The organism is Actinotignum saccati (assembly GCF_051265055.1).
Lineage (GTDB): Bacteria > Actinomycetota > Actinomycetes > Actinomycetales > Actinomycetaceae > Actinotignum.
Genome location: NZ_JBOZCC010000015.1, coordinates 25355 through 37947, shown reverse-complemented (window position 1 = coordinate 37947; position 12593 = coordinate 25355). Strand labels below are relative to the sequence as shown.

Sequence of the window (12593 nt, the reverse complement as noted above, 5' to 3'; positions counted from 1 at the left end):
AAGATCAACGACCCCGAAATCACCGGTGTTGTTGATGTCAATAAGCTGACCGATCCCGAACGCGAACAGGTCAAGAAAGCCGTCGAGAAGAAGAATCCGAAGCTCCCCGAAGGCACCACGATCACCGTCTCCGAAAACGGCACGGTCACCGTAACCTTCCCGGACCAGTCGACGGCCACGATCACTCCGGAGAAGACGGTTCGCAAGCTCAAGGACAACGAGAAGATCACCCTCAAGGATCCCGAGCTCACTGGAGTTGTTGACCTGACCAACCTCACCCCTGAGGAACAGGACCAGGTGAAGGATAAGGTCAAGAAGGCCAACCCCGACCTGCCCGAGAACACTCAGGTGACTGTGGGTAAGGACGGGACCGTCACGGTCACGTTCCCGGATGGCTCCGAGACCCAGATCCCGGCCGACAAGACTGTCCGCAAGCTCAAGGACAACGAAAAGATCACTCTCAAGGATCCCGAGCTCACCGGAGTTGTTGACCTGACCAACCTCACCCCTGAAGAGCAAGACCAGGTGAAGGACAAGGTCAAGAAAGCCAACCCGGATCTGCCCGAAAACACTCAGGTCACCGTGGGCAAGGATGGCACCGTCACCGTCACCTTCCCCGACGGCTCCGAGACCCAGATCCCGGCTGAGAAGACCGTCAAACTGCTCACCCCGGCCGATAACGGCAATGCTGACAAGGGCAATAAGGGTGACAAGCCGGATGCCTCCAAGCCCGCCACCAAGGTCAAGAAGGTCAAGAAGCTACAGCACACCGGTGCTGATGTGACGCTTGGGCTCTTGGCTGCGGCCGCCGCTGTGGCTGCCGGTGGGGCCCTGGCCGCTGGGCGTCGTCGCCGCTAAAAAAGTTTCGGGAACGTGATCACACGATCACGCCGAAACAAAACTAATGCTCCCCGGGATTGGACGAAATATCGACCATCCCGGGGAGCCTTGCATTCACGGGCGCATCCGCACCCGCATCAACAAAAATCCCAACGAGGAGGTTTCGCTACCATGCATATCGTGGCTCGCTACGGATCGCTCGCCAGTTCTTTCATTTTGCTCGCAATGTGCCTCGGTGCCTTGGCTCTCAACCTGACGGACATCTGGCACTTCACGCCCGGGACCGCCGCGCCCGCCGTTTTTGTGGCTGCCACGGTGTTGGTGGCCGCCGCTGGCACCGGCTGCACGCACCGCCTTGCCGGCTGGACTCGGGCGAGCATCGTCTACGCATTATGCGCGGCGGTGCTCTGCGTCGGCCTCGTTTCGCTATGGCGGGCGAGCGGCCCCGAAACATTCAACCTCGTCGGTGCCGCAGCGTGGATAGGCGGATCCCTGGGAATATGCGCCGCCGCGCTCCGTGCCTGCCGCTCCGCTCGGCCAGGGACCTCCGCACCGCAGGTGTAATACCACCTTGCCTCACAGAAGTTCGTCAGCATATACTGACGGAGTGAAGGTGAAGTCTCAGCAAAGCGCGCGAACGCCTGCGGATAATTCCGCAGCCGCTCCTCCTGCCGATCCCGCGGTGATCGCAGAGAAGCTGCGCGCCGCCCACGCCATGCGCGTGGAGGCTGATCGCATCACGAAGTATTACGTCGAGGAAGCGGTGCGCGCGGGCATGTCCTGGAGCGATATTGGCCGTTGCCTGGAGGTAACCAAGCAATCAGCCCATCGCAAATACGCGGCGGGGCTGCCGCGCGACCTAAGGAACCCGTCATGAAAATGCCTGCCGCCGCTGCCCTGCAGCTCATCCAGAATTCCGCTTTCGAAGCGCGCCGCGCCTGGCGTGAAGAGATCAGCCTCGTTGATGTCTTCCTCGCTGTGCTCGCATGCGGGGGCAGCGCCAGCCGCGTCTGCGCCCGCGCTGGCCTCACGCTGCGAGTTGCGCGCGAGCACGCTAACCAGCTCCACACGGAACGCCTCGAAGAATTTGGGTTACCGCCCGTGCCCCTGCGTGAACGCACCCTCATTGAGATTTTCGACGACGACGCCGAGCTTTCCACACCTGCAGACCTGCAGAAATTCCTCAGCGGGAAATTCCCGGGCAATGATTATCACTGCGGCGTAGCTATGCGTTTGCTTCGCGATGAGGCTTCGTGCCGCGCGATTGTGGAACGCGCCGGAATTGATCTTGAGCAGCTCATCGCTACGCTTGAGACAGCCGAACCCCTCACCCAGCCCCGCCGGATCAAGCACACCGCGCGGCTACGGATCTACCTGCCAACCAGCGCCAGCAAAATTCGTGAATACGCGGCATCCCCGGAATTCGCCGCCTCAAATTTCGCCGATGGTTCCTCAACAGGAGCTCGCTGGAGACTTCGTTACGCAGGATCAGAAGGCCAGCCCACGGTATGGGAGCTTTCCGAACCGCACGATTTGTCCAAACGGCACGATTTGTCCGGGCCGCGCAAAGCTTCCGGAAAACACTCCCGCCGCTTGGCTGTGCTTGCGGAAGACGATCCGGAAGCCATATCAAGTGCTACCGGCGAGGGCTGCTTCGTCACCTTCACCGCGAGTCTTGGCAAATCTGGCCTGTTTGCCCGGCTTCTCTTCCGGGTTTTTATTGGCACGCTAGGTCTCGCGCACCAGGCGAATTACCTGGCAGATCGAGTGGCACGCTCCGAGTAGCGCGCCAATGAGAATGATTGCGTTAGTGCCAGGGTCCTATCCGGATGGGCACTGTAATATCGCCGTCGAACCACGTCTCCTCGCCTCTCCGAGCGGGTACGGGGATCACTTCACCATTGGGGCTCAGTTGGAGCCCCAAGAGCTGCTGCTCGCCAGCATCCCCGGAATTACTTACCCGCCACTCAATCTCCATCGTGGCGCTGTCCCCCGGAGGAAGCTCAACTCCACGTTCATAGGCGCTGGAATCCGCGCCAGTGATTTCCGTGGTTCTGAGCTCGGTGGTCGTGAGCTCGGTGCCGGGAAGGCTATCGCTCTGACCTTCCGCATCGGAGAGCCACACCCCGGTCATGCCCCGCACCGAGCACGCGGTCGCGCCGCGATTGGTGAGTGTGATTCGCACCTGCCGCGCACCAAGAGCACCATCCACCGAGCTCCGGCTCGCCTCCACCTGCGCGGACGTACACGGTTCCGAAACTGCGCTCGGGCGCGGATCTCGTGTAGGCCTGGACGGCACTCCAGAAATAGGCGAAGGTTCCGGCGTGGGTGAAACCTCCCCCGTCGGCGTAGTTTGCGGTACGGGCGCCCCAGAAGAATCCCGGGAATTTTCCACTTCTCGCGGGAACGTTACCGACTCGCCCTTCACATAGGTGCGATCCGCCGGCGAAGGAAGCAGCCACCAGCCTAAGGCGGAAAGCACCACCGCCGCGGCGGTGACGCCCAGGCTAAGTTTCAGGAGGAAACCCGGTGATCCGCCAGCAGGTCCGCCAGCATGTTCAGCGGCCGCGCCAACTTCTGTTCGGCAGTTTTCCCGCGCAAAAACAAGACCACCCAACATCACCCCATAAGAAACGATAACCACCATGATCAAGCCCAGAGGCCCCGCGGTGATCAGGCTAGGAGCCATCAGCACGCCCGCGCCAGCCCCGGCCACAGCCACCGCCCCGCCGTTCATCCACGCCGCACGGCAAGCACCTGTTCCCACCGCGATGGTAAGGGAAAAGAGCATTCCCGTTCCGAACCCGAGCAGACCTACCCCGGCCACGGCTACCTCAGGCACACCACCGAAGAGCGCGGCCACGCTTCCGAGGATCGCTATCGCGACCACCGCGAGCGCGCCGAGCACTTCCACCGCTATCGCCAGGTAACGTGTCTGCTTGCGCGGACCGCGAGTGCCGCCAAATTTGCTCGAGGTGCGCGGTAGCGAACGCCCCAGAGCAATCCAAGCACCTATCCCCACCGCGATCCCGGCCAGGATAATAAGCAAATAATCCCAAGGAAAAGGAGCCACCCGGCACTGCCGTGTCGCATTCCAGCTACACCAGGCGGCATCTCCGTACGAGTTCAGCATCAGGGACTGACGCACAGTCCACACAATAACCACCCAGGAAAGCACCAGAACGCCAGCCGCGCCGAGCCCGCGGGCTCGCCATAGCGGCCGCTCAGGAGCGGGGAGCTGCGAGGGTGCAGACGCGTCGTCAGTCATGCCGCGATTCTAGTGCGCGGCGTCGTACCACCATAGGGGTACGACGACGCAACTACCGGCAGCGCGCGAGGAAATTCTTCATGATCGTGCGCCCGCAGGGGGTGAGGATCGATTCGGGATGGAATTGCACCCCGAAGACGGGGAAGCGGCGGTGCTCCACAGCCATGACCTCCCCATCCCCCACGCAGCGCGAGGTCACGGCCAGATCATCGCCGAGGGTATCGTCGCGGACCGCGAGGGAATGGTAGCGGGCCACCATTTCCTCATCCTCGCACCCCGCGAAGAGGGTGCTGGAGGTATCCATGCGGGCCGGGCGGGCGATGCCGTGCACCACCTCCGCCGCGTAGGTCACGGTAGCGCCGAAGGCCTCGCAAATTGCCTGGTGGCCCAGGCACACACCGAGGATGGGGTATTTTCCGGCCAGCTGCTCCACCAGCGGCATGGATACGCCGGCGTCGCGGGGGAAGCCCGGGCCCGGGGAAATAATAATTCCATCCGGTGCCAGCGCATCAATCTCCGCCACGCTCAGGGCATCATTACGAACTACCTTGACATCCGGGCGGAAAGTTCCGACCAGCTGCACCAGGTTGTAGGTGAAAGAATCGTAGTTATCAATGATGAGGATCATGAGCATTCCTCCAGCTGGGCGGCGTCGTGCAAAGCTTCCAGGACGGCCGCGGCCTTATTTAGGGTTTCTTGGTATTCGGTGGCGGCAACGGAATCTTGGACGATACCCGCGCCGCTGCGCGCGTAGACTGTGTTCCCGATCTTGTAGGCGATGCGGATACCGATGCAGGTATCGAGGTTCCCGGAAAAATCGAGGTAGCCGATGGCCCCGCCATAAATACCACGTTTATTGCCTTCGAGGTCGTTAATGAGCTGGCAGGCGCGAATCTTCGGCGCCCCGCTCAAGGTACCCGCGGGCAGAATCGAAGCAACGGCATCCAGGGCATCGCACTCGGGGCGAATTTTCCCGCTCACCGTGGAACCAATATGCATAACGTGGGAGAAACGCACCACGTCATGGAAACGATCCACGTTCACGGTGCCGAATTGCGCCAGGCGGCCAATATCATTACGCCCCAAATCCACGAGCATATTATGTTCGGCCAGCTCCTTCGGGTCGGCCAGCAGTTCTTCTTCCAGGCGAGCATCCTCCGCGGGCGTGGCCCCGCGCGGCCGAGTACCGGCCAGCGGGAAGGTGAAGAGGGTGCCATCTTCCAATTTCACCAGGGTTTCCGGGGACGCCCCCGCCACTTCAATATTATGCCCGCTGAAATAGAACATATACGGGGAAGGATTAATAGTACGTAACACCCGATAAGTATCAATAAGGGAGCCGGTGAATTCCGCGCGCAAACAATTAGAGAGCACGATCTGGAAAATATCACCCTCGTGAATATAGTGCTTGGCGCGCTCCACCATCGCCACGAATTCCGCCTTATTGAGAACCGGGGTAATTGGCCCGGTCAGGCGCCCGGCAGTATCCGCCACCGGCTCCCCGTGCAGCAGCAACTGGGCCAGTTCGCGTAATTCTTCCGTGGCACGCGGGTATTCTTCCTCGAGGTTATCGAGCCCAACCACCTTGATTAATATGGTTTTTTGACGGAAGTTATCGAAGGCAATAACGGTGTCGAAAAGCATAAGATCGACATCATTAAAACCCTCCTCGTTCGGAGCGTCGAGGCGCAGGGTCGGTTCGGCATATTTCACGTAGTCATAGGAAAAATATCCCACCAGACCGCCGGCGAAAGGCGGCATCCCCGGGATTTTCGGGCTGCGGTAACGGGCGAGCACCTCGCGGATCGCATCCGAAGGGGACTCATAGTCAGCCGGCTGGTCATTAATCCGAACCTGCCCGTCCACGGCGGTAATTTCGAGTTTCGGATCGTAACCGAGGAACGTGTAACGCCCCCAGGTCTGATCCTGGCCGGCCGATTCGAGCATATAGACATGATCGGAAACGTTTTTGAGGATTTTCAGAGCGGTGACGGGCGTGAGGGAATCGGAAAGAATTTCGGTGGCAACGGGCGCGGCACGATACTCGGTCGCGGTACGGTACTCAGCCGCGGAGTGATGCTCGGGCGCAACGCGGTGCTCGGTTCTGAGGGCGCTCAGCTCAGCGAGGGCAGGGTAAAACTGCATAATTATCCTTTGTGATAACAGTGCGAGGGTCTTGATTATGGGGTGACGTTGATCCCTGGGGGCACGGCCCGCTTAGAAAGCACGCGCGTGCGGGGAAGAAAAATTAGGCGCGCCATCGACGCCAGCCGGCGCCCAGCGCCGCAAGCTTTGCACAACCCGTATCCATACCCGTCACTTTAGCAGGCCGAATAGTTCGGCGCGCTGCGTTCCACTTTCCGGATCCCGCGGCTCCAAATGCAGCTCATTATCGGCCACCTCGTTAATGAATTCCGGATCGTGGCTGATCACCAGGACCGTGGCTCCGCGCGCTGCAAGCGCGCGGATGTGAGTGGAGATGGAGCGGAGGTGCCGATAATCCACCCCGGAGGTCGGTTCGTCAAAGACATAAAAGTCGGCGTGTGCCACCGTTGCATTGGCGACGACGAGGCGCTGCTTCTGCCCGCCCGATAGAGTAGCCGGATGCCGGTTCGCCACCTCGCCTAGCCCGAGGTCCGCCAAGACCTGCTCGATCCGTTCCGCGCTCACCCCGGAATTCCCCAGCGCCACTTCCCCGCGCACGGTTTCCGCAAAAAGCTGGCGGGTGACATCCTGCATCACCAAACTGGAGTGGCGCAGCCGCTCGCGCCCCCGGCACGCTTTCCCGCCGAAAGCAATCCGCGCACCAGATTCCGGGTGCGCCAGCCCGATGAGTACCCGAGCCAGGGTGGTTTTCCCAGCCCCGTTGGGCCCCGTCAGCGCGGTGACCTGCCCGGCCGGGAGCTCCACCCGCTCCAGATTGAGCACCTCGTGGGGCCCGTAGGCAAAGCGCACCGACTCGGCCACCACGCCCGGGGTGGTGGGCGCGCTGGCAGAGGTGCCGGCGTCGTCGCCCTTATGTGCGGTGGCGGGTACGCGCGCCGCACGTTCGGGTACCCGCAAGGTTCGCAGGCCCAGGCCGATGCGTTCGCTTTCATCCATCGCGAAGAAATCCGCGGCGGCGTAGCGCCCGGTGATGTGCCCGCCGTGCATCACGACGACGCGATCCGCTACGCCACGCAGCGGGTAGAGGCGGTGTTCGGCGATAATCGTGGTCCAGCCGCGGGCTTTGAGGGCGCGTACGACCTGCGCGAAATGCCCGACCATCTCGGGGCTGAGGTTGGAGGTTGGTTCGTCGAAAAGGAGGATGCGGTGCGGGCCGACCAGCGCGGCGGCGCTCGCCACCAATTGCAATTCGCCCCCGGAAAGCTGGGCGAGGCGGCGCGGGAGGAAACGCTCGATATTCCAGGTGGTGGCGGCGTGGGCGATGCGTTCGGCGATAACCTCGGGGGCGTCCCCGGCGTTTTCGCCGGCGAAGGCGAGTTCCTCGAGAACTTTCGCGGTGAAGAATTGCGCGCGCGGGTTTTGGAAAACGGTGCCGGCAGCGCGCCCGAGTTCCTGAATCGGGGTGGCGGTGGTGCTGTGCCCTGCCAAGCGGACCTTGCCGTGCAGCTCGCCGGGGTAGAGCTCGGGGATAAGGCCGTTGAGGAGTTTGAGGATCGTGGATTTCCCGGAGCCAGACGGCCCGGTGATGAGGGTGCACGAGCCGGCCGGGAAGTCGAGGTCGATATCGTGCACGCCGCACTCGGTAGCGGGTAGCTCGGGATCGCTCTGGTAGGTGAAGGTCACGCCGCGCAGGTAGGTGGCGGAATCTGCGGTTGCGGAAGCAGACGTTGCGGCGCCCGCCGCTTCGGGAGCCGCGGTGCCCTGGGCTTCGGTGGCTTGCTGATCGGGCGCGCTCATCGCACTCCTCCCGGGGTGAAGCTGATATTGGCGAGGTAGTAGCGCGCCACAATGAGGGCCGCGATGACGGCGAGCCACAGCGCATCCACCCAGGAGAAACGCAGGCGATGCAGCGAGGTGGGGCGAGTGCGCGAGCCGAGGCCGCGCAGGGTTCCCGCGGCTGTCATGTCATCGGCAATGCGAGCGCAGGAGGACAGCAGTGGGACCAGGATAAATTCCAGGTAGCGCAGCGGGTGCAACACTGCGCTCCAGCCCATGGCCAGGCCTCGCAGCGCCATTGCCTCGCGCACCGCCCGGTATTCGGAAACCACAATAGGCAAGAAACGCAGCAGCACGGTGACCGGCGCGGTGACCGCCACCGGGATACGCAAGGCACGCAGCGCGGCCACCAGCTCGCCGGGCACCAGCACCGTGAGGGCGTACCCGGCCAGGGCAGCCGCCGCGCATAATTTGAACATCCAGAACCCGAAGGCCACGAAAAAGGCACCCAAGGCGGAGGCCCCGGTGAGGCTCGGGAGGAAAATAAGGAACATCCAGAAGGATTCCACCACGATGATGCCGAGGGCCAGTTTCACTCGCCCGTTACTCACGAGCGCGAGCGCGGCCACCAGCACCACGATGACCGCGAGCAGGAAACTGCCGCGCGTCATGACCAGCGCATTGCCCACCAGCACCAGGAGGAGGACGGTGCGTGGGTCCGGGCGCCAGCGCCGGCGCTGATCCAGACTCAGAATTGCGCCGGCATCAAGTACCGCGGGCACCTCGGAGCCAGGATTAGCGGGCACGCCACTGCCGGGCGTAGCGGGCACGCTGGTAAGCAAAGCGAGCGGGCGGCGAGCACGCGGGCCCGCGGCGTCGTCGTTAAAAATTGTGGAATCCACCGGAACCTCGCGGCTAGCGTGCGATACCGGACGTGCGGAAATGGCGGCGCAGCACCGAATCACCGAAGAAACCGCCGATGATTCCGAGCACGAACACGGCCACACCCCAGATGGCAATCATGGTCGGGGAGAGGAACCAGCGCAGGCCGTCGGCGTACTCGGTGCCCATGGAGCCCGCGATGTACTGGTAGTAGCCTTCCGCGTCGGTGAGGACCGGGAACCACGGGGCGACGTACCACAGCGACATCAGCGCATAGCCGAGGATCTTGAGGTAGCGCTTGCCGCGGGTGAAGAGGTAATCGCCCAGCAGCCCCAGGCCGAAGGTGAGCAGCACGGTCACCCACGGATGGCCGGTGAGCACCATAAGTGCGCCCACGAGCAGCGCCATCAGCCCGAGGGTGCCGAATTTCGGGGCGCGTGCTTTGAAGAGGAAAACGACGACGCCGTTGGCGATAATCCCCAGCGCGTAGCCCACGAACATCATCGCCGGATTAATGACACCCAGCATGCCGAAGCCGAAAAGCACAACGAAGTAGATGGCGGTAAATACGCCAATGTTAATAAAGTCTTTAGTTTTCACGGTGAGTCACTCCTGAACGAAGTAGTGAAGACGAATCAGGGGCTGATTAGGGCACCCTAACTTGAACTTTCGGGGATTAACTGTAGCGCGATCTGAGCGTGCGTCAATAGGACGTGTGAAATACGGGTGAAATGCGGGGGTGGCGGGGTGGATTCACGGCCATTGCGGAAGCTTGCGCAGGGTGCCACGCGAGGCGGAAATGTGCCAAGCCGCGAAGCGCGCCACAGGGCCTGCGCAAGCGTCGCGAAACGAGTAGCCTAAATCTGTATTGAGTTTCAACCGCTCGCGCCAATGGTGGCGTTGCGCCACAATCGCACCGAAGGAGGAACCTGTGACCAGAAAAATCTCCGGCGCCCTCATCGCTCTTATTTTTGGCCTGCTCGCGGCCATCGCGCCCTTGCCAACCGCACTCGGGGAGCCAAATCCACCAGGCGAATCCACTCCATCCACGTGGGACGAGCTCATCACCACCGCTTCCCAATCGGGTGATATGAGCGCGACTCTTTCCCATAAGTTGACCCTCAGCGCAGACTCGCCGGCGCTGCGAGTTCCGGCCGGAACCCAGCTCACCCTCACCGGCAGCGGGGAAATCACCGGCGCGGATGTGCCCGCGATCCAGGTGGACAAGGGTGGTTCTCTCACCCTGGCCGGTCCATCATTCACCCGCACCCAATTCGTGGTGGAGGGCACGCTCACGGTGAGTGCCGGCTCGATTCACGATACCGCCCTGACCGGCCCGGTTATTTTCGTCAAGGGCGGGGACCTGAATATTAGCGGCACCGCTGATTTCTCGCGTAATTCCAGTGCGCCGCAAGGTGGCACGCTCGGGCCGAGCGGCGTCGTCGCCAATAAATATGCGCCGATTACCGCCTATGGCGGAACCATCACCGTAAGTGGCGGCACCCTCACCGAGAACGCCGGCCTGCAACTCGGCGGAGCTATCGGGGTATGGGGCAGCCCGGAGCAACCCGCAAAACTCGTGATCAGCGGGGGCACGCTCAGCAAAAACACGGTGAGCCACCCCGAGTTCAACGGTCTCGGTGGAGCGGTCTTCACCGAAGGTGCCACCGTGGAGCTCAGTGGCGGCACGCTGAGCGGCAACGTCACAGAAATTGGCGGGGCTATGGCGCTTATGCACTCCCCCTTCACCATGAGCGGCGGCGAAGTCCGCGGGAATTCCAATGGCGCATTCAAGGGCCAGGGAGGCGGTATTCATATCACCGGTGGCGAAGCGAAGTTCACCGGTGGAATCATCACCGGAAATGAGTCCACCATCGCTGGCGGAGGTCTGCATACGTCTCAGGCTACTGTCACTTTGGCCGGGACCTCGTTCACGAATAACATCTCCGGCGAATCCGGTGGTGCGCTCGCCTTCCGGTCGAATAGCCAGGTCACTCTCACGTCCGGGCTTATTAGCGGAAATACGTCCCGCGGCTTCTGGGGCGGTGCCGGAATTTACAATGAGAAAGGCTCCACTCTCACCATCCACAACGCGGTTATCCGCAATAATGAGATCGCGGAGATGCGGCTGGTCGGAGCTGGCAACCGCCCGCCGAGCCCTCAGGGCGGCGGGGTGTGGAACTGCCCCACCGGCAGGACCACCATGAATATCACCCGAGGCGTGGCTATTTTCGATAATTCTGCGCCGAATGCTGGTACCCAGCAGCAATACAAGGGCGCCGGCGATGATTTCTTCAGCGTTGCCAAGCACGAATTCGATAACCCGACGCCCGTTGCGGGCCAGCCGGTTGTGGTGACTGAGCGGATGCTCGGCGGCTCCCCGCGCGCCTGGTTCCAGGATGGCTCCGCCTACGGTATTCACACTAATTGGCCCGCAGAGAAGCAGCTACCGCGTTACCAGGAAGGCGGGGAGAATACCCCGGTTCCTTTCGGTCAGCCCATTAGTGACAATAAGGCTTTCAAGTCGGTGCCGAGCGCGGAGGCGAAAGCTCTGGCCGGGCAGCTGGCGAGCGTTGTTATCGAGAATAATCGCGCCACCGGCATTGGCATTAGCGGCGGCGGCATCGCCAATAACGGCGAGCTGATTTTCGGCGAGGATGACATCTGGACCCTGCGCGTCACGAAGGCGTGGGAGGGCGACGACGCAGCCACCCGCCCCGAGTCCATCACGCTGGACGTGCTGGTCGGCGGGCACAAACTCCAGGAAATCACCCTCACGGCCGCGCAGCAGTGGACGGCTGAGATCCCCAACTTCCCCAACCCGGCCACGCTCATCGACGCGGCCACCGGCAAGCAACTCCCCATCGAATTCCGCGAGCACGGCGCGGAAAACTCCCCGTACACCCTGCGCACCACCGCCACCACGGCGGACGACGGCGCGAAGCTCTACACGGTGGCGCTCGCCAACACCATGTCCACCGAAGTTTCGGTGGCGAAGAAATGGAACGACGACGCCGCGCCTGCCGGGCTGCGCCCTGATAAGGTCACGGTGGAACTCCTGGACGGGGGCCAGCCGGTGGGTCAGAGCCTGGAGCTGAGCGCCGCGAACGGATGGACCGGGGCTTTCACGGATCTGCCGGTGTACCGCGAGGGCCGCAAGGCGGTGTACTCAGTACGCGAAGTGCAGGTTCCCGGCTATACCACCGTGATCAGCGGGGATGCGGCCAGCGGGTACGTCATCACGAATACTCATACACCGCCGCCACCAACGACGGAACCCCCAACTCCGCCGACCACGCCGCCCACTCCGAGCGTGCCTCCTACCACGGAGCCTCCGGTGCCTCCCACAACGCCACCGAGTGTTCCGCCGACGACTCCACCGAGTGTGCCGCCAAGCACTCCGCCCACGGTGCCGCCGAGCGTGCCTCCGGTGACTCCACCGGCCAGCACGCCGCCAAGTACCCCGCCGGCTAATCCGCCGCGGATTGTGCGCACCGGTAGCGACGCTCGTGCCGGAGCGGCCCTCGCGGCCACCGCGCTCGTGGCGGGCCTCGGAATCCTGGCCTGGCGCCGCCTCCGCACGGACCGCTAACCGCGCCCTGCGCCAGCTCACGGGGGTGGTACATCGCACTGCGATGTACCACCCCCGGCGTCGTCGTACCTCTTAATGGGCACTATCCGACTGAGACCCGTTTCACGCCGAAAAAATTTCCCTCCGCCC

At 62.6% G+C, this 12593-nt stretch carries 11 protein-coding genes; 5 read left to right on the top strand and 6 right to left on the bottom strand.

What is annotated here, in order from left to right:
- The 4 genes from ACRQEC_RS09380 to ACRQEC_RS09365 form a co-directional block, all read left to right on the top strand.
- On the top strand, positions 1–858 hold an 858-nt coding region (locus tag ACRQEC_RS09380), incomplete at its 5' end, for a MiiA motif-containing surface protein (protein ID WP_435710510.1).
- A gap of 153 nt (positions 859–1011) precedes the next feature.
- Positions 1012–1404, top strand: coding sequence for a hypothetical protein (locus ACRQEC_RS09375; protein WP_320755989.1), 393 nt, complete (start codon positions 1012–1014; stop codon positions 1402–1404).
- A gap of 43 nt (positions 1405–1447) precedes the next feature.
- A complete protein-coding gene (locus tag ACRQEC_RS09370) occupies positions 1448–1717 on the top strand; it encodes a hypothetical protein (protein WP_284890098.1) in 270 nt (89 codons plus the stop codon).
- Complete coding sequence (locus ACRQEC_RS09365; RefSeq protein WP_284890099.1) at positions 1714–2625, top strand: hypothetical protein; 912 nt, start codon at positions 1714–1716, stop codon at positions 2623–2625. The genes ACRQEC_RS09370 and ACRQEC_RS09365 overlap by 4 nt, the downstream gene beginning before the upstream one ends.
- Before the next feature lie 22 nt (positions 2626–2647).
- Here the strand turns inward: ACRQEC_RS09365 and ACRQEC_RS09360 are convergent, their stop codons facing one another.
- From ACRQEC_RS09360 to ACRQEC_RS09335, 6 genes are all read right to left on the bottom strand, one after another.
- On the bottom strand, positions 2648–4108 hold the full coding sequence (locus ACRQEC_RS09360) for a DUF4232 domain-containing protein (RefSeq protein ID WP_284890100.1): 1461 nt from the start codon (positions 4106–4108) through the stop codon (positions 2648–2650).
- Between the two features lie 52 nt (positions 4109–4160).
- Complete coding sequence (locus ACRQEC_RS09355; protein ID WP_284890101.1) at positions 4161–4736, bottom strand: anthranilate synthase component II; 576 nt, start codon at positions 4734–4736, stop codon at positions 4161–4163.
- Positions 4733–6253, bottom strand: coding sequence for an anthranilate synthase component I family protein (locus tag ACRQEC_RS09350; RefSeq protein ID WP_284890102.1), 1521 nt, complete (start codon positions 6251–6253; stop codon positions 4733–4735). The genes ACRQEC_RS09355 and ACRQEC_RS09350 overlap by 4 nt, the downstream gene beginning before the upstream one ends.
- A gap of 171 nt (positions 6254–6424) precedes the next feature.
- Positions 6425–8011 (bottom strand): ABC transporter ATP-binding protein, encoded by a 1587-nt coding sequence (locus tag ACRQEC_RS09345; RefSeq protein ID WP_284890103.1) that lies wholly within the window; start codon positions 8009–8011, stop codon positions 6425–6427.
- Positions 8008–8892, bottom strand: a complete 885-nt coding sequence (locus ACRQEC_RS09340) for an energy-coupling factor transporter transmembrane component T family protein (protein ID WP_284890104.1) — start codon at positions 8890–8892, stop codon at positions 8008–8010. The genes ACRQEC_RS09345 and ACRQEC_RS09340 overlap by 4 nt, the downstream gene beginning before the upstream one ends.
- 13 nt (positions 8893–8905) lie before the next feature.
- Entirely contained in the window at positions 8906–9472 is a 567-nt protein-coding gene (locus ACRQEC_RS09335) for an MptD family putative ECF transporter S component (protein ID WP_016441893.1), read from the bottom strand.
- A 331-nt stretch (positions 9473–9803) separates the two neighbouring features.
- Between ACRQEC_RS09335 and ACRQEC_RS09330 the strand changes: the two genes are divergently transcribed.
- Complete coding sequence (locus ACRQEC_RS09330; protein WP_284890105.1) at positions 9804–12464, top strand: Cna B-type domain-containing protein; 2661 nt, start codon at positions 9804–9806, stop codon at positions 12462–12464.
- The last annotated feature ends 129 nt before the right edge of the window (positions 12465–12593 follow it).